Source organism: Moraxella sp. CTOTU47579 (genome assembly GCF_032004885.1).
Lineage (GTDB): Bacteria > Pseudomonadota > Gammaproteobacteria > Pseudomonadales > Moraxellaceae > Faucicola > Faucicola tetraodonis.
On the sequence record NZ_DALZOJ010000005.1, the window covers coordinates 146,926 to 167,764 of the forward strand.

19 protein-coding genes are annotated in these 20,839 nt (G+C 45.9%); 13 read left to right on the forward strand and 6 right to left on the reverse strand.

Features of this window, described 5'->3' with window-relative positions:
- The first annotated feature begins 28 nt into the window (after nucleotides 1-28).
- The 13 genes from sucD to RTP55_RS05465 all read left to right on the forward strand — a co-directional run bounded on the left by sucD (nucleotide 29) and on the right by RTP55_RS05465 (nucleotide 16,109).
- Nucleotides 29-931, forward strand: a complete 903-nt coding sequence (gene sucD, locus RTP55_RS05405; RefSeq protein WP_007115061.1) for a succinate--CoA ligase subunit alpha — start codon at nucleotides 29-31, stop codon at nucleotides 929-931.
- Between the two features lie 213 nt (nucleotides 932-1,144).
- Nucleotides 1,145-2,032, forward strand: a complete 888-nt coding sequence (locus RTP55_RS05410; RefSeq protein ID WP_312384757.1) for a UTP--glucose-1-phosphate uridylyltransferase — start codon at nucleotides 1,145-1,147, stop codon at nucleotides 2,030-2,032.
- A 17-nt stretch (nucleotides 2,033-2,049) separates the two neighbouring features.
- A complete protein-coding gene (pgi, locus tag RTP55_RS05415; RefSeq protein WP_312384758.1) occupies nucleotides 2,050-3,696 on the forward strand; it encodes a glucose-6-phosphate isomerase in 1,647 nt (548 codons plus the stop codon).
- Between the two features lie 28 nt (nucleotides 3,697-3,724).
- A complete protein-coding gene (locus RTP55_RS05420) occupies nucleotides 3,725-4,987 on the forward strand; it encodes a UDP-glucose 6-dehydrogenase (RefSeq protein WP_095356562.1) in 1,263 nt (420 codons plus the stop codon).
- An 8-nt stretch (nucleotides 4,988-4,995) separates the two neighbouring features.
- Nucleotides 4,996-6,030 (forward strand): UDP-glucose 4-epimerase GalE, encoded by a 1,035-nt coding sequence (galE, locus tag RTP55_RS05425; protein ID WP_312384759.1) that lies wholly within the window; start codon nucleotides 4,996-4,998, stop codon nucleotides 6,028-6,030.
- A 256-nt stretch (nucleotides 6,031-6,286) separates the two neighbouring features.
- The gene (gene rsmH / locus RTP55_RS05430; protein ID WP_312384760.1) at nucleotides 6,287-7,246 is read left to right on the forward strand and encodes a 16S rRNA (cytosine(1402)-N(4))-methyltransferase RsmH; all 960 of its coding nucleotides are present in this window, start codon (nucleotides 6,287-6,289) and stop codon (nucleotides 7,244-7,246) included.
- A gap of 183 nt (nucleotides 7,247-7,429) precedes the next feature.
- Nucleotides 7,430-7,936 (forward strand): cell division protein FtsL, encoded by a 507-nt coding sequence (gene ftsL / locus RTP55_RS05435; RefSeq protein WP_312384761.1) that lies wholly within the window; start codon nucleotides 7,430-7,432, stop codon nucleotides 7,934-7,936.
- Nucleotides 7,937-7,948: 12 nt separating this feature from the next.
- Nucleotides 7,949-10,018 (forward strand): peptidoglycan D,D-transpeptidase FtsI family protein, encoded by a 2,070-nt coding sequence (locus RTP55_RS05440; RefSeq protein WP_312384763.1) that lies wholly within the window; start codon nucleotides 7,949-7,951, stop codon nucleotides 10,016-10,018.
- Between the two features lie 19 nt (nucleotides 10,019-10,037).
- Nucleotides 10,038-11,600 (forward strand): UDP-N-acetylmuramoyl-L-alanyl-D-glutamate--2,6-diaminopimelate ligase, encoded by a 1,563-nt coding sequence (locus RTP55_RS05445; RefSeq protein ID WP_312384766.1) that lies wholly within the window; start codon nucleotides 10,038-10,040, stop codon nucleotides 11,598-11,600.
- Nucleotides 11,601-11,614: 14 nt separating this feature from the next.
- Complete coding sequence (locus RTP55_RS05450) at nucleotides 11,615-12,259, forward strand: histidine phosphatase family protein (protein ID WP_312384767.1); 645 nt, start codon at nucleotides 11,615-11,617, stop codon at nucleotides 12,257-12,259.
- A gap of 65 nt (nucleotides 12,260-12,324) precedes the next feature.
- Nucleotides 12,325-13,806 carry a UDP-N-acetylmuramoyl-tripeptide--D-alanyl-D-alanine ligase gene (locus tag RTP55_RS05455; RefSeq protein ID WP_312384769.1) on the forward strand — a complete coding sequence of 494 codons (1,482 nt, stop codon included), beginning with the start codon at nucleotides 12,325-12,327 and terminating at the stop codon, nucleotides 13,804-13,806.
- Nucleotides 13,807-14,026: 220 nt separating this feature from the next.
- The gene (mraY, locus tag RTP55_RS05460; RefSeq protein ID WP_050324892.1) at nucleotides 14,027-15,145 is read left to right on the forward strand and encodes a phospho-N-acetylmuramoyl-pentapeptide-transferase; all 1,119 of its coding nucleotides are present in this window, start codon (nucleotides 14,027-14,029) and stop codon (nucleotides 15,143-15,145) included.
- A gap of 67 nt (nucleotides 15,146-15,212) precedes the next feature.
- A complete protein-coding gene (locus RTP55_RS05465) occupies nucleotides 15,213-16,109 on the forward strand; it encodes a putative RNA methyltransferase (protein WP_312384771.1) in 897 nt (298 codons plus the stop codon).
- Between the two features lie 44 nt (nucleotides 16,110-16,153).
- On the opposite strand, the gene xerD is transcribed toward RTP55_RS05465, so the two are convergent.
- The 6 genes from xerD to recN all read right to left on the reverse strand — a co-directional run bounded on the left by xerD (nucleotide 16,154) and on the right by recN (nucleotide 20,688).
- Complete coding sequence (gene xerD / locus RTP55_RS05470) at nucleotides 16,154-17,098, reverse strand: site-specific tyrosine recombinase XerD (RefSeq protein WP_312384773.1); 945 nt, start codon at nucleotides 17,096-17,098, stop codon at nucleotides 16,154-16,156.
- A gap of 36 nt (nucleotides 17,099-17,134) precedes the next feature.
- Complete coding sequence (gene tusA, locus RTP55_RS05475; protein ID WP_144918506.1) at nucleotides 17,135-17,407, reverse strand: sulfurtransferase TusA; 273 nt, start codon at nucleotides 17,405-17,407, stop codon at nucleotides 17,135-17,137.
- Nucleotides 17,400-17,852, reverse strand: coding sequence for a hypothetical protein (locus RTP55_RS05480; RefSeq protein ID WP_144918507.1), 453 nt, complete (start codon nucleotides 17,850-17,852; stop codon nucleotides 17,400-17,402). The genes tusA and RTP55_RS05480 overlap by 8 nt, the downstream gene beginning before the upstream one ends.
- Nucleotides 17,849-18,334 carry a Holliday junction resolvase RuvX gene (gene ruvX, locus RTP55_RS05485; protein ID WP_063619555.1) on the reverse strand — a complete coding sequence of 162 codons (486 nt, stop codon included), beginning with the start codon at nucleotides 18,332-18,334 and terminating at the stop codon, nucleotides 17,849-17,851. Before ruvX ends, RTP55_RS05480 begins: the two co-directional genes overlap by 4 nt.
- Nucleotides 18,327-18,893 carry a YqgE/AlgH family protein gene (locus tag RTP55_RS05490; RefSeq protein ID WP_312384778.1) on the reverse strand — a complete coding sequence of 189 codons (567 nt, stop codon included), beginning with the start codon at nucleotides 18,891-18,893 and terminating at the stop codon, nucleotides 18,327-18,329. The genes ruvX and RTP55_RS05490 overlap by 8 nt, the downstream gene beginning before the upstream one ends.
- A gap of 88 nt (nucleotides 18,894-18,981) precedes the next feature.
- Nucleotides 18,982-20,688 (reverse strand): DNA repair protein RecN, encoded by a 1,707-nt coding sequence (gene recN, locus RTP55_RS05495; RefSeq protein ID WP_312384779.1) that lies wholly within the window; start codon nucleotides 20,686-20,688, stop codon nucleotides 18,982-18,984.
- Nucleotides 20,689-20,839: the final 151 nt, after the last annotated feature.

Below are 20,839 nucleotides of genomic sequence, written 5' to 3' on the forward strand. Positions count from 1 at the left end.
TCAAACAGAAAAAGTAAAAGGAAAAACAATGAGCGTATTAGTTGGAAAAGACACTAAAGTATTAGTGCAAGGTTTCACAGGTAAAAACGGTACTCTACACTCAGAGCAATCAATTGCTTATGGTACCAACATCGTTGGTGGTGTTACCCCAGGTAAAGGCGGTACAACCCACCTTGATCGTCCAGTATTCGATACCATGGATGAAGCAGTAACAGCAACAGGTGCTAATGCTTCTGTTATCTTTGTACCCGCACCATTTGTATTAGACTCAATCGTTGAAGCGATTAACTCTGGCGTAAAATTGATTGTGGTCATCACCGAAGGCGTACCTACCTTAGATATGCTAAAAGCCAAACGTTACTTAGAAAACGTCAACGCTGACCTACAAGCCAAGGGCGAAGAAATCATCCGTATGGTGGGTCCAAACTGTCCAGGCGTGATCAGCCCAGGTAAATGCAAAATCGGTATCATGCCAGGTCACATTCACCAAGAAGGTAAAGTCGGTATCATCTCACGTTCTGGTACATTGACTTATGAAGCGGTTGCCCAAACCACTAAACTTGGCTTTGGTCAATCAACCTGTATCGGTATCGGTGGTGACCCAATCCCAGGTATGAACCAAATCGACGCATTAAAATTGCTTCAAGATGACCCACAAACCGAAGCGATTGTATTAATCGGTGAAATCGGTGGTACGGCTGAAGAAGAAGCGGCTGCATATGTCAAAGACCACGTGACTAAACCCGTCATTGGTTATATCGCAGGTGTCACAGCACCAAAAGGTAAACGTATGGGACATGCCGGTGCGATTATCTCAGGTGGTAAAGGTACAGCGGAAGAAAAATTCAAAGCCTTTGAAGAGGCTGGTATTGCTTATACCCGTGACCCTTCAAAAATCGGTGAAAAAGTAAAAGAAGTCACTGGTTGGTAATCATCCGCTATTTTGACTAATCAAAAGCAGATAATCATTGGGTTATCTGCTTTTTTATTATCCGCTGGTGTTAGCAAACGCTGGTGTTAGCAAAATACCCTCAATCAGTTTTAATAATGCGTTTAAAATATTCGGGCAGATAAAATATTTGCCATAAAAATATGTTAAGCTTGATATAAACTATTTGAACAACTTGTTTTATTAAGAGTCACTATGTCGAAAAAAATCACTCACGCTGTTATCCCTGTGGCAGGGTTTGGCACGCGTATGCTACCACTATCAAAAGCAGTGCCAAAAGAGTTACTACCGCTTGGCAATAAGCCAGCCATTCAATATGTCGTTGAAGAAGCCATTGCTGCAGGTTTAACCAATATTGTTTTGGTCAATCATGCGCAAAAAACTGCCATTGAAAACTATTTTGACATCAATAGCGAGCTTGATACCCAATTACGCGGTAAAGGCAAAGTGGCGCTAGCCGATAGTTTAAACTGGCTACCTGCAGGCGTCACGGTTACCAGTGTGCGCCAAGGCAAACCGTTAGGATTAGGGCATGCGGTCTTGCAAGCCCGTGCCATTGTAGGTGATGAACCGTTTGCTGTGCTGTTACCGGATGTAATTTTAAACCCCTATAACATTGACTATACTCAGCAGAATTTAGCCTACATGCTACAGCAGTTTTCTAAGCAGCAGCATTCACAGATATTGGTTGATCCAGTGAAAGAAAGTGATATTTCTAAATATGGCATTGCCAAGTTAGCCAGCACACAAATGGTAGCAAAGTCTGAACAAAACCAGTCGTTTGCTGTGACGGGGTTTGTGGAAAAACCCAAAGCTGAAGATGCGCCTTCTAACTTGGCCGTCGTTGGGCGCTATGTATTTAATAATGCTATTTTTGATTATCTAGCGAATACGCAGCCAAGTGTGGGTGGGGAAATTCAGCTGACCGATGCCATTGATGCGCTTATTAGCACGCAAGGGGTAGATGTGGTTAGCATGGTGGGTAACAGCTTTGATGCAGGTGACATGAATAGCTACTTACAAGCTGTGGGTTATTTTGCCACTCAATTGGGCATTGAAGCGTTTCAACATACAGCAAATTAATATAAGGTCATAGACGAATGTCAATCGATACAAGTGCGAATCGTACATGGCAAACACTGTCTACCCAGGCAGATAGTATGGCCACGCTTAATCAATTGTTTAGCCAACAGTCCAATCGCGGCTTACAGTACCGCGTTGCTGCTTGCAACATGATCATGGATTTTAGTAAACAAAAAATTGATGAGGCTGTGCTCAGTAATTTAATCACACTGGCAAATGAGCGTGAGTTAGCGCAAGAAATCCATCGGCTGATGACAGGCGAAATCGTGAATGATACTGAGCATCGCCCTGCATTGCATACCGCACTAAGACAGCCGCAAGGTGAGCAAGTTTGGGTCGAAGGTGTCAATGTCATTGAGCAGGTGCATACCAGCTTACAAAAAGCGGAAAAGTTGGTTGAGCGGATTCGTAATGGGGTCTGGCGTGGTTATTCTGGTCAGGCAATCACCGATGTCGTAAATATCGGGGTCGGCGGCTCAGATCTAGGGCCTGTGATGGCAACAACGGCACTAAAAGAATGGACAGATACCCCTATCAGTGTGCATTTTGTCTCCAATATGGATGGCACCCAGCTTGATAGTTTGCTTAAGGTATTAAATCCGCAAACCACGCTGTTTATTATCTCGTCGAAATCATTCTCCACCATTGATACGCTGTCCAATGCCAAGACGGCGATGTCATGGTTGTTAGCCAGTCATGATAACAAAGCCACTATTTTGCGTCGTCATTTTATTGGGATTTCTACCAAAGCCGATAAGATGTCAGAATGGGGTATTCATGTCGATAACCAACTAATGCTCTGGGATTGGGTTGGGGGTCGATTCTCCATGTGGTCAGTGATTGGACTGGCGATTGCCATAAAAATTGGCATGCACAATTTCTATGAGCTGCTAGCAGGAGCCTATGAGATGGATCGGCATTTTGCCACCGCCGATTTTTCTCAAAATATGCCTGTGTTGTTAGGGCTACTCGGTGTTTGGAACAGTACGTTTTTGCACATTAATGCCCATACGGTTTTACCTTATGATGGTCGGTTATCTTTTTTCCCCAACTACTTAACCCAGCTTGAGATGGAGAGTAACGGTAAATCTGTCAATCGCCAAGGTGAGGCAGTGACTTACAGTACTTGTCCGATTTTGTGGGGTGATATTGGCTCCAATGCTCAGCATGCGTTTTATCAGTTGTTGCATCAAGGCACACAGGTAGTCAGTTGTGATTTTATTGCGCCCATCAAACGCTACGCCGATGCCCAAACAATCAATAAAAACTTGCTTGAGCAGCACGGACTTTCGCTTGCCAACTGCTTAGCGCAAAGCCAAGTGCTGGCGTTTGGCAATGCCGCCATCAAAGACAGCAATAATGGTATGGATAAATTCAAACATTATCGCGGCAATCAGCCGTCAACGACCATTTTACTCAAACAGCTGACCCCAAGAACGTTAGGGTCATTGATTGCGCTGTATGAACACAAAGTATTTGTTATGTCAGTCATTTGGCAGATTAACCCATTTGACCAATGGGGAGTCGAAGTGGGTAAAGTGATGGCTAATGCCGTCTTTGATGCCTTGGTATCAACGCAAGAATTATCGCCGCAACAAGCGCAGCCATTTGATAGCTCAACCAATCAGTTGCTAAATACCATTAAAACAACCTTTGCAAGCTGATGAAGGATAAGGATAAAAGAAGAAAACAATGACAAAAACTGTATATGTAATTGGCAGTACCAATGAATCAATCAATGCCTGTATTTTGCTTGCCACCCTTCAATACCAAGTCAGGCTATTGACCGATGATGATAGCCTTCAGCAGGTCATGAATGATTACCAGTTTGATCGGCAGATGGTGCTACTGTGGCAGTTGTACCAATCTCAAGGCAACATCGTTACCCAGCCTTTGCCAACCCATGATTTTTCAGCCTATGTCAGCGCAGATGATATTTGGTTGTTTGTCGATGGTGTATCAGCGCAGGCGCTTGCGCAATTTGGCTCATTTCACTTTAACCCCACCACCCAGATTATCATCAGCGGTGTCAAAGCCATTGGTGAGATTGAACAATTCGCGCGCAAATTGACGACTACTTGGGTGTATTATCTTCCCTTTATTTTTATGAAAGACGGGGCGAATTTTAGTTCTTTTTTCCAAGCCGATTTGGCACTGATTGGTGAAAAATCGCAAGGCAGTAGCGCGTACAACAACATTTTGCTGTTTTTTATTGAAAAAAGTGACAAGCACTTTATTACTGATATCAAAACGGCAGAATTTGCGCGCAGTAGTATCATGGGAATGCTGGCAACACGCTTGTCTTTCATGAATGAAATGGCGCGTCTTGCCGCCAGTGAACAGGTCAATATCAAACAAGTTGAGCAAATCCTTGGGCTTGATAAACGCATTGGTAAAGATTATCTCAAAGCAGGTTGGGGCTTTGGTGGCAAGTCATTGCCCCTAGAATTGGATTTTTTGATTGATGGGTTTAAGCACAATCAAGTAGAGACATCATTGCTAGAGGCGGTAAAATCCATTAATGAAGACCAAAAAGAGCTGATTTTCCGTGAATTTTGGCAATATTTTGATGGCTTTATCGAAAATAAAACGGTGATGATTTGGGGCTCAGGCTATCGTAATGGTACAGGACGCACCACCCATTCAGCGTTTCACCCACTGATCAAATTGTTATGGTCATATAATATCAAGACGATTGTGTATGCCAACAATACCAAAGAAGAATTGTTAGAGTTATACGGTAATCATCCGCTGTTTTCATTAACCGACGATGCCTATGCGCCGCTTACGCAAGTGCAAGCGTTGTTTATTGTCAATTGGTCGCTACCAATCAAGCCGGATATCAATCGTTTAAATAACATTGCATTACCCATTTTTGATGCAAAAAATACGTTAACCGAACCACAAATTCAGCAGCTCGTTGGTTTTTATACCGGTATAGGCTGTAAAAAATAGGCAAAACAATGACCAATCAAAGCAAAAAAATCTTAGTGACTGGCGGTGCAGGCTATATCGGCTCACATACATTAATTGAGCTAATTGCCGCAGGATTCACCCCTGTGGTATATGATAATTTATCCAATAGTAGTCCCACATCGCTGGCGCGCGTCCAGCAAATTGTGGGGCAGTCTATTGAATTTATCGAAGGCGATATTTTGGACACACAGCTGCTTGCCAAAACCTTTGCCGCGCATGACTTCACTGCGGTGATTCATTTTGCAGGGTTAAAGGCGGTCGGTGAATCGGTTGCCAAGCCACTTTGGTATTATCAAAACAATGTCGCAGGCACGCTCAATCTACTCGATGCGATGACCAACGCCCAAGTAAAAAACTTGATTTTCTCGTCATCAGCAACCGTGTATGGCGACCCAGAAGCCTTGCCGATTGTCGAATCCTCACCGCGTTCTGCGACCAATCCGTATGGGCAAAGCAAGCTGATGATTGAACATATGCTTGAAGATTTGGCAAAATCAGATAACCACTGGCAATTAATTTCACTGCGCTATTTTAATCCCATTGGTGCCTACCATACCGGAACCATAGGTGAAAATCCAAATGGCATTCCAAACAATTTGATGCCCTATGTTAGCCAAGTGGCAGTGGGTAAGCTGCCGCAGTTAAGCGTGTTTGGCAATGATTATGATACTGTGGATGGGACAGGCGTGCGAGATTACATCCATGTGGTTGATTTGGCAAAAGGGCATGTCGCCGCTTTACAGTATTTGCAACAGCAAACCCAGCTTGGATTTGAGCCGATTAACTTAGGTACAGGTAAAGGGACATCTGTCTTAGAATTGGTCAATGCCTTTATCAAAACTACCGGTCAACCCGTGCCTTATAGCGTAGCACCAAGACGACCTGGCGACATTGCCAGTTGTTATGCCAGTAGTGATAAAGCCAAGAAGCTGTTGGGCTGGCAAGCTGAGTTTGATATCGAGCGTATGTGTACCGACACTTGGCGTTGGCAAAGCCAAAACCCTAATGGCTATGACGATTAAGCGCCCCTTTAATATTATTGAATATTAACGAATATTAACGAATATTAACGACGGTTTTATAACCGTCTTTTTTATCGGTAGGTTTTATCAAAGATGAGCATTTTTATCATAAAAACCTAGTCAAGGTTATGATTTTACTTGACCCTAGGCTTGCTTCAGCGATAATAGAGGATTAGATAAATTATGATTTTTATTTATTTTACCCTAGCGATTGTTTAGCGAATTTCTTTTTTCTTATTGCCCCATTGAGCCTGTTATGACTGTTAGCGCACCTGAATTTATCCATGAAACCGTTTTGTTAAAGGAAACGGTGGCAAGTGTGCTCAATGTAACTTTAGCGGAGCTAGAAACAGGAGCCATTAAAAAAACGGGCACCTTTGTCGATGCGACATTTGGGCGCGGTGGGCACAGCCGATTGCTGTTAACTTATTTGGATGAAGACAGTCGTCTGCTCGTATTTGATAAAGACCCCCAAGCCATACAAACGGCGCAAGCATTGGCAGCCAGCGATGCGCGCGTGATAGTGATTCATGATAGTTTTGCCAAGCTACAGGACAATCTGCAGCGATTAGGCATTGAACAGGTCGATGGGATTATGGCAGATTTGGGCGTGTCCTCACCGCAGCTTGATGACGGTAGCCGCGGCTTTAGCTTTATGCGCGATGGCGCGGTTGATATGCGCATGGATACCACCCGTGGCGAATCGGTCGCCCAATGGTTAAAACGCGTGGATGAAACCGTGCTTGCCGATGTGCTGTATAACTATGGCGAAGAACGACACAGCCGCCGTATTGCAAGGGCAATCAAACAAATGGAACATTACGATTCTACCCTAGCGCTGGCAGAAACCATCAAACAGGCGCATCCCAATTGGCAAAAAGGCAAGCACCCTGCCACCCAAAGTTTTCAAGCCATGCGTATTTTTATCAATAATGAACTCGGTGATATCGATAACTTCTTGGATCAATCGCTCATGGCGCTTAAGGTAGGGGGACGCTTGGCGGTGATTAGTTTTCATTCGCTAGAAGACCGCATCATCAAGCAGTTTTTGCAAAAACACAGTAAAGGTCAATACCCTGAAGATGCCAATTTGCCGATGCCACCCAAACGCCCCAAACTGCTATCTAAACCTGAGCGTGTCGCCCCGTTGGATACGGAAATAAAAACCAACCCGCGCGCCAGAAGTGCTTGGCTTCGGTCAGCAACCCGACTGTAGAAATAGCCGTTTTTGTAACATGATATTTATAACAAACAATAAAAAGCGATTGCATTAACCAAACTTAGATGGGTTGCGTTATAATGACTTGTTTTATCTTGATACCCTGCTCTTTGATATAAAAAGCTCTTTGATATAAAAATGCCAAAATCTCAGCCCCTGCCTCCCATGACGAGTAACCCCATGTCAAATGGCCGCGATAACCAAAATTCGCCGAAAAAAACGCGTCTTTTCTCCGCCAAAAATAACGACGCAATGGTAAAAAATAACACGACGATGAAAAAAAGCAGTGAAGGCTTGGGTGCCAGTATTAGCGAGATGCTCGATACTGAATATCGTGGCGTTAGTATCTATACGGTTGCGATGATGCTATTAGTGATTGCGATTTTGTGGACAGGGGTGAGCGTCGTCGAGCAAATCCAAACTTATCACCAACAATATGGCGAGCTGCAAAAACTCAAAAAACAATTTCGCCATCTGCAAATGGAACACCAACGTATGCTGATTGAGCAGCAAACTTTTAGCGCTACCCCGCAAGTGACCAATCGCGCGGTGACCGAGCTCAATATGTTTTACCCTAACTTGTCCGATCGTATGATTATTCACGACAACAAAGTCACGGTATTTACTAGTGACGCCAGCAGCAACGAGTCAAACACTCCAGCTATCAATCTAGAAACGCAGCATTGATGAGGCAACCGCGTGAATACTCGCAATAAAAAATCGATAACCACCAAAGTTGCCAATGCCATGTCAGGGCGACCCACCAAAGTGCCTGTGCTCAAAGTCACTGCCCCTAAAATCAATGCGTCGAAGCGTCGTAGTGGTGCCTCACGCCAAGGCAGTATTGAAGAAGATGCCATTCGCTTTAAGTCCATTTGGATAGCGATGGGGCTGGTGTTTGTGGCGATTTTTGGACGCTTGGCATACATCCAAGTCATTAATAAATCTTACTATCAAGACAAAGGTAATTCGCTCATTACCACCATCAAAAAAGAGCCTTCTTACCGGGGTATGATCACCGATCGCAATAACATGCCGCTTGCGATTTCAGCCCCGTTAACCTCGGCGTATTTTAGTCCGCATGATTATGCGGTGGAATACTATGAGCTCAAAGCGCGCCAACAAGAATTGCAAAAGTCTAAACCGAGTAAATCAGTCAGTCGCGAGCTTGAGCGCGTTGCAAAACGCTTGCAGAACATGGATTTAGCCAAACTTTCGGCATTGACAGGCATTAGCGTCAGCGAATTTAAAAATGCGGTGCGTATCAATGACAACATCAATCTTGCAGATAAAGAGGCAATCAAAGCCGTATTGCCCACGGGCGCAGGGTCGCATTATTTTCCATTGATGAAAAATGTGCAACCTGAAGCGGCACAGCCGCTCATTGATGCCAATTTTGCTGGGGTCAGTACCGACACGTTTTATCAGCGCTACTATCCACAGCCACAGCCCAATGCCCAATTATTAGGCTTTATGGCGCGTACCAACATGACAGATGGCACGCATTACCAAGGGCAAGCTGGGGTAGAGCGCGTATTTAATGACATGCTATCGGGCAAAGATGGCGAAGTCATGGTCATGCGTGATGCCAAAAACAACAGCATTAAAGAAATCGAACAAGTCAAACCTGAAGTCGCTGGCAAGGACTTACAACTAACCGTTGACTCACGGCTACAATATATCTTGTACCAAGAGCTTGAAAAAGTCGGAAGAGTACAGCAGGCGCGCTGGGCAGCGGGCATGATTGTCGATGTCAACTCGGGCGAAGTGATGGCGATGTCCAACTGGCCGTCGTTTAACGCCAATGACTTAAATAGTTTATCCAATGAAAACCAGCGTAACCATGCCTTGATGGATGTATTTGAACCAGGTTCGGTGATGAAACCCATCACCGTTGCCACGGGCTTAAAGTCAGGACAATACAATGCCAACTCACTGGTTAATACCAGTCCAGGGAGCATGGTGGTGCAAGGGCATACTATTCGTGACCATGGCAATTTAGGTACCATTAGTCTGCGTACCCTACTGCAAAAATCGAGTAATATTGGCTCAGCAAAAATTGCCCTTTCTTTGCCTGCCACCACGATGAGTGATACGCAAAAAGCCTTTGGCTTTGGCGCAAAAACCAACCTAAAATTACCCGGTGAATCTGCTGGACTAGTGCCAACGCCTGAGCAAAATGAAATCGCACGCCGCGCAACTGTATCGTACGGTTACGGTCTACAAGTCACGCTGGCGCAGCTTGCGCAAGCTTACAGTGTGCTAGGGGCAGGGGGCGTGATGCATCCGTTGACGCTGCTCAAAAGTACCCGTGATAACGCACTCAATAGCAGTAGTACCAATAATGTCTCTGTCCCTTTTGCCAAACCTGCCGCCAAGCAAGTCATCAAAAACAGCGATGCACTTACCATTGTCGATATGATGACGTCAGTCACTGAGCCGGGTGGTACGGCAACTTTAGCCGCCATCGATGGCTATCGGGTGGCGGGTAAAACAGGTACGGCAAGACGCACCAATCCTAAAGGCGGTTATTACAACGACCAATACCGCACCGCGTTTGTCGGTATTGCCCCTGCTTCCAACCCACGTTTTGTGGTGGCTATCATGGTTGAAGACCCGCGTATTAACAAATTTGGTGGTTTGGTTGCAGCACCCGTGTTCCGCAGTGTGATGAAAGAAGCCTTGCGTTTGTATAATGTGCCGTTTGACAAACCGCTATCGGGTAAAGAAACCACTGCCGCCAGCATCGAAAGCGTCAATGACTTATAACAACCCTATGGAAAAAGCTATGATTACGTTGCAACCGATGATGTCTGCGCTATCACTACCAGAAAGCGTGCGACAACTGTTAAACCCTGTCATGAATCAACCATTTGGGCAGTTTGTGGTCGATAGCCGTCAAGTGGGTCAGGGCGATGTATTTGTATTGCTAAAGAGTCAAAACGCGACCGACAGCCTTGATTTGGAAAAAGTTACAGGTTATCTTGCCCAAGTCACAGACAAAGCGGCGTTTGTGTTGTCAGAAATTGATGTATCTGCGCTCCAGTCGCAGTTTATGTTGCCGATTATTTATTTGCCTACCATTCGTGATTTTTTAGGTTCTCTGATTCAAACCAGTTTGCAACAGCAACATCGCACCAAGTTGCCTGCGGTCATCGCGGTGACAGGCACCAATGGCAAGACCACCGTAAGCCAACTGGTCGCCCAACTCATCAGTCAATCGGGCATCAAAACTGCGGTGATGGGCACGGCAGGTAATGGGGTTTTGCCAAATTTAACCCCAAGTACCCACACCACCTTAGAAGTCTTTAATCTGCAACATGCGATTGATGATTTTGCCAAGCAAGGCGTACAAGCCTTAGCCATTGAAGCCAGCTCTCACGGGTTACACCAACAGCGGCTGCAAGGCGTACCCATCAACGTGGCGATATTTACCAATTTAAGTCGTGATCATCTCGACTATCATACTGACATGGACGATTATGCGCAGGCGAAAGCGCGACTGTTTGATAAAGCACATTTTCCCACCCTCACTCACGCGATTATTAATTTAGAGGATGAATTTAGTGAATTGATGATTGAGGCGGCTAACGCATCCCATTTAACCGTGTGGACGTATAGCTTGACCAATGACCAAGCCGATTTTTTTGCCAAAACCATCCTGCCTAGTTTGCAAGGGGGTGATTTGACCATTGCTCTTTCAAAAGCTGTCACGCCACAAGGTGAATTAACGGTGAACAGTCCACTGTTAGGGCGATTTAATGTGGCCAATTTGCTCGCGAGTATCGCAGGCGCCTTCGCGTTATCACAAAGTGCCGCGATGGGATTGAGTGTGGCGCAAATCCAAGCGGCAGTGCCAACGCTTCGCGGCGCCACAGGTCGTATGGATCGGGTGCCATCGACCAGTAGCTGTTTTATCGTGGATTATGCGCATACGCCAGATGCGCTAGAGCAGGTGTTGACCAGTTTAAAATCGCACTGTACAGGTGAGCTATGGGCAGTATTTGGCTGTGGTGGTGACCGTGATAAGGGTAAACGTCCACTGATGGCGCAAGCAGGACTTCGCCTAGCTGACAAAGTGATTTTGACTGCCGATAACCCACGCAGTGAAGACCCCAACGCGATTTTGAACGATATGCAAGCGGGCATGACTTGTGAGCAGCACTACCAAGCCATTATCGAACCAGACCGTCAAAAGGCGATTGAATATGCGGTGCAACATGCCAAGCCTAACGATATCGTGGTAATTGCAGGCAAAGGGCATGAAACCTATCAAGAAATCAAAGGGGTACGCCACGATTTTGATGATAAAGTGGTGGTAAAAAATGCTATTGACAAATTTGGCAAATAACTTAGCCTAACATCATGAAAAAAATCTACCTAATCCGTCATGCCCAAAGCGAGTCCAATGCAGGGCAAGCAGTGCGCCCCAATCATGCCATCAATCTTACTGACGTTGGCAAGACGCAAGCGCAAGCATTGGCGGATTGGCTCACTGACCATATCAGCGAGCCAGTCACCGAGATTTTTGTATCCCAGTATCTTCGCACCCAGCAAACGGCTCAGCCTTATCTACAAAGCACTAAACGCTCAGCCATTGTCATCGAAGAATTGCACGAATTTAACTTTTTGGATTTTGACACCATCAAGGATTTGTCATTTGATGACATCCGTGTGATTGCCGATGATTTTTGGCAACAGCATTCTGCGCACCGAGCCAGTGAAGTGACGGACAGTTTTGAGTATTTCGTAGCGCGGGTACAAAAGGTGCGTGCTTATTTTGATGGCTTGCCCGATGGCACCTATCTAGTATTTACCCACGGCATGTGGATTGGCATGCTTATCTGGCAACTGCTACTTGGCGATAGCCCGCGTCTATATAATATGAAAAAATTCCGTGAGTTTGAACTGGCAATGCGCCCCAAAAATTGCGAAGTGTTGTTGCTCGCTCCTGCAGGAATCAAGAAAGTATGGGTGCGCAATGATGGGCAAGATGACGAGATTCGCTAGTAATAAACTATAAAGAGACCCGAATAAAGATACCCCAATAAAGAGACCCTAATAAAGAGACGACAATGACTGCATATATTTGGCAATCTGCCAACTTAACCGAAGCGGTGAAAGACCTAAACCCAATCTTTCACAGTGATTTTACCCAGACATCCACAAGAATTATCACCGACACCCGCAAAATCGAACAAGGCGATATCTTTTTAGCCATCCAAGGCGATAACTTTGACGGACATGATTATGTACAAACTGCCAAAGACAAAGGCGCGGTCTTAGCGATTGTCAGCCGTGCAGTCGACAGTGACTTGCCGCAACTCGTAGTGACTGACACAAAATTGGCACTCGGCAAATTAGGTGCTTACCGCCGTGGCCAACATCCCAATCTAAAAGTCGTCGCGATTACAGGCTCGAGCGGCAAAACCACCGCCAAAGAAATGCTTGGCAGTATTTTAAACCGTATTGCGCCGACACTTATCACCCGCGGCAATCTCAACAATGATTTGGGCGTGCCGATGATGCTACTAGAGCTGACCGATGACCATCGCTATGCCGTGATGGAGCTTGGCGCCAACCATGTCGGAGAGATTGCTTATACCACACAGCTTGTCAAACCCGATGTCGCTTGTGTGCTCAATATCGGCACGGCACATTTGGGGGAATTTGGCGGGCGTGATAATATCGCCAAGACCAAATCTGAGATTTATCAAGGATTAAGTGACGCAGGTACAGCGATTGTGCCATTTGGTGACGATTATTTTGATACGCTACTCAATAATGCCCAACAATTTACCCAAAATATTCTCACCTTTGGTGAGCGTGACGTGTCCTTGGCAGATGCTGGTGTGGATATGCAACAAGCCAAAGAAATTGGCTTAACAGATGAAGATACGGTGCTACTGATGGGCGATGTGTTTGCCGATGATGTGGAAGTCGGTAATACCAGCACCTTTAGCCTAAATTTCAATTTTGAAATTGATGAAATCGAAAGCCAAAACGTCACTTTAAACTTTGCAGGTGAACACAACATCAGCAATGCCTTAGCCGCCGCGGCCTGTGCGCAAGCTTTGGGGCTGTCGATTGATGATATCGCCAAAGGACTCGATGCCGCCAAACCTGCCAAAGGTCGGCTCAATTTTATTGAGTTTGGTAAACATACTTTAATTGATGATACTTATAATGCCAATCCCAGTGCCGTCCTTGCTGCCACGCAAGTGTTGGTGAGTCAAGGTGCACCAACCCTGTTGGTATTAGGCGATATTGGTGAGTTGGGTGACGCCGCGCAAGAGGAGCATCGCAAGCTCGGTGAGGCTATCGCCGCCTCTGGCGTGACTGCACTGTATACGGTGGGGGAGTTGACGCCTGTTACCGTCGCGCAAGCGCAAGCATCCGGCATGCAAGCACAGGCATACCCAGATAAAGCCACCCTACTTGCAGCGATCAAAGATAAGCTGACGAGTAGTGATGACGCTTGGCATATCTTGTTTAAAGGCTCGCGCTATATGATGATGGAGCAAGTAATGGACGAGTTAATTCGTCAGCCATCCTAGCTAAAAACAGAACTTTCATCAGCCATTTAATAAAAATTGGCTGATTTTTTGTGAATTTTTACTTAAAATAGTCAACTTTTCATGATGGGTTTTTGCTGATAAGACCAAGTGATACGGTTTTCACAGATAGTTTTCATAGCGAGTTTTCATTTATTTCATCATGATCATAATAGGGGCATTGCATCCCTGTTTTACCCAGAACCCTCTAAGGAGTCCACTCGTGCTATTGTGGTTATTTGAATGGCTAAGCCAATTTTATTCCCCATTTTCGGCTGTGTCATCGCTGACCTTACGTGTTTTATTAGCGGTGCTGACTGCGCTGGGTATCAGTATGGTGTTTGGTGGACGCGTTATTGAACGGCTGCGTGCGCTCAAATATGGACAAGCCATTCGTAACGATGGCCCACAGAGCCACCTTGCCAAAACAGGCACACCCACCATGGGCGGGATTTTGATTTTGGGCAGTATTTTGGTGACCACGCTATTGTGGGCGAATCTAACCAACCCCTACGTATGGATTTTGATGGTGGTCTTGGTGATTTTTGGCGCGGTGGGCTGGGCAGATGACTGGCTGAAAATCAAATATAAAGACCCAAAAGGCTTGATTGCGCGCAAAAAATATTTTTGGTTGTCGGTTGGCGCTTTATTTGTTGGTGTATCCTTATACTGGATTGCCAGTCAGCAGCCGCATGTGGCGACAGCTCACGCCATGCAAGATTTACTGATTCCGTTATTTAAAAACGTGTCGATTCCTTTCTCCGCTGTACCATTGGGTTTGGCGTTTATTATCTTTACTTATTTTGTGATTAATGGCACCTCAAATGCGGTCAACTTAACCGATGGTTTGGATGGTCTTGCCATTTTTCCTGTGGTGTTGGTCGCCGCAGGCTTAGGGGTGTTTGCTTATGTGTCAGGGGATTTTCGCTTTGCTGAATATCTCCACGTGCCTTATATTGCTTATAATAGCGATGTGACAGTTGTGTGTGGTGCCATGGTTGGGGCAGGCTTAGGGTTTTTATGGTTTAATGCCCATCCCGCCCAAGTGTTTATGGGCGATGTTGGTGCATTAGCCTTGGGCGCGATGCTTGGCACCATTGCTGTGATGACGCGCCAAGAGATTGTGCTGTTCATCATGGGTGGTTTATTTGTGGCAGAAGCCGTATCGGTCATGCTACAAGTAGGCTCTTACAAACTTCGTAAAAAACGCATCTTTCGCATGGCGCCGCTGCATCACCATTTTGAAGAAGGTGGCTGGAAAGAAACCCAAGTGGTTACCCGTTTTTGGATTATTACCATTGTCTTGGTGATCTTAGGGCTGATGACGTTGAAACTTCGCTAATTTTGCTACGTTCGCTAACGGCGCTTTGCATCAATTGGGTTTTTAACAGCTTTTTTGAGATATTTTTATGGTGGCATTGCCTTCAACATTTTCTGCAAATTTTCGCTGCCCGATTTGCCAAAGTCCGCTAAAGGTGGGTGAAAAAGTTTGGCAATGCACGGGTGAAAATCCGCAGCAGCGGCAACATGATTTTGATGTCGCCAAACAAGGGTATGTGAATCTACTGCCGGTGCAAAATAAGCATAGCAAAAACCCTGGCGATAGTGATGAGTCGATTATGGCGCGTCGTCGTTTTCTACAAGCGGGGTTTTATCAGTCGCTGCAAGATGGGCTGTATGACTTTTGCAAAGGGCTATTATCCTCCCAACCATCGGTAAATTGGCTAGACATTGGCTGTGGCGAGGGGTATTACACTGAGCGATTTTTACAGCTTAACCCAAGTAAATTAGTCGCGCTTGATATCAGCAAACCTGCCGTACTCGCCACTGCCAAACGACTTAAACCAATTAGCACGGCCACACAAAAATATTGCTTAGTGGCATCTGCTTCGCAAGTACCATTGGCCAATCAGGCGGTGAGTATATTGACCAGTATTTTTAGCCCGATTTTGGCGGATGAATTTCATCGGTTGGTCAGCGATCAGGGCTTTTTAGTGATTGCCAAGCCTGCCGTCAATCACTTGATTGAGATGCGTGACGGGTTATTTGAACAAATCGTGGCGCACGACTCAGACAAATTTATCGATGAATTAGCACCGTATTTTGCGTTGGTTAAGCAAACGCGGGTGGAAACCACGATTTCACTTACCGCTGCGCAGTTACAAGATTTATTGACTATGACGCCCTATGCGTTTCGGGCGCAGCCAGCCAGACGTGAAGCATTAATCGACCGCTGCGAGCAGGCAGGGTCAATGCGCTTTACTACGGATTTTATGATTTATGGGTTTCAAAAAATTTGTCTGTAAAAAAGCGCCCGTCAGTGGGCTATTTTTTTACCTTACAAACAGCCCTAAGCGCGCGGATGATGCTGCTGATGCAGCTGTTGCAGTCTTGCCGTAGCTACATGGGTATAGATTTGGGTAGTTGATAAATCACTGTGACCCAATAACATCTGTACACTGCGCAAGTCAGCGCCGTGATTGAGCAAATGAGTAGCAAAGGCATGACGTAAGGTATGCGGAGAAATTTCGCTGTCGATGCCGGCTTGCTTGGCGTAGCGTTTAATGACATACCAAAAGTTTTGGCGGGTCATATAGCCGCCTTGTTGGGTCAAAAATACCGCTTGGCAGCGACTTTCTCGGCCATTTTTCATGATACATAATTGCGGTCGCGCCAGGGTCAAATAATCGGTCAATACATCAATCGCCACTTCGCCAAGGGGTACCAGCCGAGTCTTATCGCCTTTACCGGTAACCTGTAACCAGCCAGCATTGAGATTGACTTCACTGAGCGACAAATGAATAAGCTCAGAGACACGCAGCCCGCAGGCATAGAGCACTTCAAACATGGCTTGGTCACGCATGCCCAAAGGGGTCGATGTATCTGGGCTGGCAAGTAGGGCATCGACATCACTTTCGGATAAATCTTTGGGCAGCGCGCGCCCAAGTTTTGGGGTCTTGATATGCTCACACGGGTTGTCATCACGCTGATTGGCGTTGATTTGCCATAAAAAAAACTGTTTGAGCGATGATAAGGCACGCGCTTGGCTGCGCGCTGTTTTGCCTTGTTTATAGAGCGCCGCTAGGCAAGCCAACACGTCACTGGCGTCCCAACGGGTGATGGCTTTGCTACAGGTGGTTTCACACAGCATCAAGTCACGAATATAAGCATTGCGCGTATTGGTGGCAAGTCCCCGCGTAAGCAATTCTTGGCGAAACTGCTGAATATAACTGGGCTCATCATGAAGGTGTAAGGCTTTGACTTGGCGAGGTTGGCGCGCGGGGACTTGGGACATAAATGACTTGAAATCTCGGGATAAGGGGGTGTTTTTTTAACCAGCTTTTTTCTTAATCCAGTAATGATACACATTGGCATACGGATCAGGATTTTGATGTTGTTGCGGGTTGATGATGTCTTGCCGTTCGATAAGTTCATGCCCCAGATGGCGACAAAAATTGGGGATATCGCGCGTGGTCGCAGGGTCAGTGGCGATGACGTGAATCACCTCTCCCGACTGCGCTTTACGAACAGTTTTATGCAGCAGCATAATCGGCTCTGGACAAATCAGCCCTTGGGTATCGAGTTGGTAATTGGCATCAGGCATGTTGAGTCTCTGTTTGTTGACTTTCTTGGATAAAATTAAAAAAACGGGTTAAATTGGCTTTAAACATAAACGCCACCCCAATCCAGGCGGCTAGGGCGACATAGCTACTGATAACAAACAAGCCAAATCCCATACCGATACACAGCGCAAGCATGCTCGGCTGGCTTAAACGGTAACGGTATAAAATAAACGCCACATAGCAGGATAGCGGTATGGTCAGTCCAACAAGTCCGTAAGGCACCCAATGAAACAAAGTATAAATCGTTTGACTGTCCTTAAACTGTGACAAGCTCTTTAGGGTACCAAATAATAAAAATAGCGCAATTGCCAAATAAACCAGATAAATTGACCATTTGTTGAGTCGCTGTGCGTGTTCAATCAAACCAAGAATAGGGGCAGAAAAGCCTTTGGTCGTTGGCGTAGCAGGCACATTTAATTGAGTCATGATAACAGCGCTCCTTCGCCACTTCTAAGCCAACTGCCAAGCATAATTGCCGAGGCGATACTATCAATCGGCTCTTTGTCACTTTTGATTAACCCATATTCCCAAGCCAAATTTTTGGCTTCACGGCTAGTTAAGCGCTCATCCGCCAAAATAATCGGGCGTGGTCGATGCGCTTCCTCGAGCTGGTGCTTGAGCCTACGAGCAAATTTTTTGGCACGATTGCCAAGCTCAGATGCAGTGCCATCCATATTTAGCGGCAAACCGATGATGATGGTACTCACTTGCCATGACTCGATAATTTTTAGCAATTCATCCCAATTGGGTTTGCCATTATCCATTTTAAACTGCATCAACGGGCTTGCGGTTTGGGTTAAGGTATTGCCCAAGGCGATACCCATTTTTGCGATGCCAAAATCAAGCCCCATCACCGTTTCGATAGTATGGGTGTGATGGGTATCTTGCGCCATAGTCAGGTTAAGCATGGCCGATATCCGTACTCAGTTTGTTAAAATCAACGCCCAACTGCTGAGCGGCGACTTGCCAGCGAGTCTGATGGTCGATATCAAACAATAGCCCCATTGATGCCGGCAAAACAAACCAATCGCCTTGGTTGATTTCTTCTTCTAGCTGCCTTTTTCCCCAGCTGGCATGACCCAGACAAAGCTCAAAATGCTCAACGCCTTGACCATTGGCGATACTTTGTAAAATATCCTTGCTAGTGGTGATACAGACGTTTTCGGTGATGGCAAACGAAGATACCCAATCAGGCTGTCCCGTATGCAGCACAAACCCAACTTCCGGGTTCATGGGACCGCCATCTAAGGGCAATTTTCGGTGCAAGTCGGTAATTGTTACATCAATATTTAATTCTTCAAACAATTTGGCGACGTTGCTGGTGTCGATGGGTTTGTTAACTACCAGCCCTAACGTGCCTTGTTGGTCTTGACGGCAAATATACACCAAAGATTGATAGAAAATCCCGCCGTCAATATTGGGCGAGGCTATCAAAAAATGGTTGGTAAGATTTTGGTTTTTTGACATTCAGTGGCATACCTAATTAAAAGCGACATACATTAAAAACGATAAGCATTAAAAACGATAAACATTAAAAGCGACAGGCAATATTAAATTAACTGACACGGCGACTTGCTAGCAAGCTACGCGCGTGTTTGAGCGTGTCTTCGGTGATATTGACCCCGCCCGACATGCGCGCTAATTCCTGCACTTGCTCATCGCCCGACAGAATTTTTAAGTGAGACTGGGCTTTCTCTTGCTGGGTTTTGTACACCAAAATATGCTGATGGGCTTGTGCCGCGACTTGCGATTGGTGAGTGATCGCAATGATTTGTTGTTCTTCACCCAGTTCACGCAGTAATTCGCCCACCACTTGCGCCGTGCCACCACTGATACCCACATCCACTTCATCAAATACCAATAACTGACGGGTGGTCGTTGCCATATCGGTGGTCGTATTACGGCAAACCCCTTGCGCATCAATGACTTGCATGATAAGCGCTAGCCGTGATAATTCACCGCCTGAGGCGATTTTGTGAATCGGTTGCATCGGCATGCCGACATTGGCACTAAATAGCAGTTCAATTTGCGATAACCCGATACTTTGCGGTTTATCAAGGGGGGTAAATTCAAATGCTGCCTGCACATTGGGCAATGCCAATGCTTTTAACCGTGCGACTAGGGCTTCAGCTAATGTCTTGGCATTGGCTTGGCGACTGTCATCCAACGCTTGGGCTTTTTGCAAGTAGGCTTGATAAGCTTCTTCAATTTGCTCTGCCATCGCTTCAGGCGACATCACCGATTGCAAATCATCTAATTGCTGCTGCCAGGCTTGGCTGTCTTCAACAAGGCTTTCAGGGGTGGTGTGATATTTCCGCGCCAGTCGGTGGAACGTCGATAACTGCTCATCAAGTAACGCTAACCGCTTGGGGTCAAGGCTTTGCCCTTCGGCATAATTGCTCAAGGTGCTAGCGACTTCAGCGATTTGGGTATGTGCTGAGTACAACTGTTCAACGCAATCCGCATAGGTTTGGCTAAGCCCGGTCTGCGCTTCACACAGTTTAATCGCCCGATTAAGCAAGCCTATCACATCGGGCTCATCGCTGTCATTATCGAGTAGTTGCACCGACAAGGCGGCTTGCTGCATGAGGTTTTCAAGGTTAGATAATTCATCGTATTCAGCTTCAAGTTCACTATATAAGACAGTGGCAATTGGCTCAATATCGGCTAATTGATTGCTCAATAGCTGAATTTGCTGCTGGCGCAATTGCTCATCTTTAGCGTGCTGCGCGGCTTGTGATTTAAGGCGTTCGTACTGCAAAAAAGCCTGTTTCACGTCGTTTGCTTGGCTGTTTAATCCCGTAGCGCTATCCAGCCATTCCATCACAAATTGCGGACGCAGCAAACTTTGCTGGGCATGTTGGCTGTGAATATTGACCAGTAACCCACCTAAAGTTTTAAGCTCATTCATACTAATGGGCATGCCATTGAGCCAAGCTTTACTACGAAGCGTACCGTTTTGGTTAGCAAGTTGCCGGCGAATCAGCAGCGTATCATCTTCAAATGGGTAATTTTGCTCACTAAGCCATGCCATGACTTCGGGTAATTGACCGATATTAAATTCTGCAAAAGCGTCTGCCGTGGTCTGTCCATGCCGAATCAAACCTGCGTCACTACGGCCACCCACGCACAAGGTCAAGGCGTCAAGCAATAGTGATTTACCAGCACCTGTCTCGCCAGTGATAATGTTAAATCCAGCATTCATCTCAACCTCAGCATTGGTGACGAGGGCTAAATTTTGTAAGGTTAACTGTGTCAGCATATCAATCCTATCATTGACGTTAAGAGTGGCACATTGGCGGTCAAATTTGCAAAAACTTTATTGTAACCTTGTCATGAAAAGCTCACAATAATCCTAGACAAGTCTTCAAAAATCAGTAAAAATTCCATCTAGCTGTTTCACACTAAACAAT

Coding starts and splice junctions, on each gene's coding strand:
- RTP55_RS05455 (WP_312384769.1), top strand. CDS start 12,325: ATGACTGCATATATTTGGCAATCTGCCAACTTAACCGAAGCGGTGAAA.
- RTP55_RS05420 (WP_095356562.1), top strand. CDS start 3,725: ATGACAAAAACTGTATATGTAATTGGCAGTACCAATGAATCAATCAAT.
- tusA (WP_144918506.1), bottom strand. CDS start 17,407: ATGCCTGATGCCAATTACCAACTCGATACCCAAGGGCTGATTTGTCCA.
- RTP55_RS05450 (WP_312384767.1), top strand. CDS start 11,615: ATGAAAAAAATCTACCTAATCCGTCATGCCCAAAGCGAGTCCAATGCA.
- rsmH (WP_312384760.1), top strand. CDS start 6,287: ATGACTGTTAGCGCACCTGAATTTATCCATGAAACCGTTTTGTTAAAG.
- RTP55_RS05410 (WP_312384757.1), top strand. CDS start 1,145: ATGTCGAAAAAAATCACTCACGCTGTTATCCCTGTGGCAGGGTTTGGC.
- galE (WP_312384759.1), top strand. CDS start 4,996: ATGACCAATCAAAGCAAAAAAATCTTAGTGACTGGCGGTGCAGGCTAT.
- sucD (WP_007115061.1), top strand. CDS start 29: ATGAGCGTATTAGTTGGAAAAGACACTAAAGTATTAGTGCAAGGTTTC.
- ruvX (WP_063619555.1), bottom strand. CDS start 18,334: ATGCTTAACCTGACTATGGCGCAAGATACCCATCACACCCATACTATC.
- xerD (WP_312384773.1), bottom strand. CDS start 17,098: ATGTCCCAAGTCCCCGCGCGCCAACCTCGCCAAGTCAAAGCCTTACAC.
- RTP55_RS05480 (WP_144918507.1), bottom strand. CDS start 17,852: ATGACTCAATTAAATGTGCCTGCTACGCCAACGACCAAAGGCTTTTCT.
- RTP55_RS05490 (WP_312384778.1), bottom strand. CDS start 18,893: ATGTCAAAAAACCAAAATCTTACCAACCATTTTTTGATAGCCTCGCCC.
- ftsL (WP_312384761.1), top strand. CDS start 7,430: ATGTCAAATGGCCGCGATAACCAAAATTCGCCGAAAAAAACGCGTCTT.
- recN (WP_312384779.1), bottom strand. CDS start 20,688: ATGCTGACACAGTTAACCTTACAAAATTTAGCCCTCGTCACCAATGCT.
- pgi (WP_312384758.1), top strand. CDS start 2,050: ATGTCAATCGATACAAGTGCGAATCGTACATGGCAAACACTGTCTACC.
- RTP55_RS05445 (WP_312384766.1), top strand. CDS start 10,038: ATGATTACGTTGCAACCGATGATGTCTGCGCTATCACTACCAGAAAGC.
- RTP55_RS05465 (WP_312384771.1), top strand. CDS start 15,213: ATGGTGGCATTGCCTTCAACATTTTCTGCAAATTTTCGCTGCCCGATT.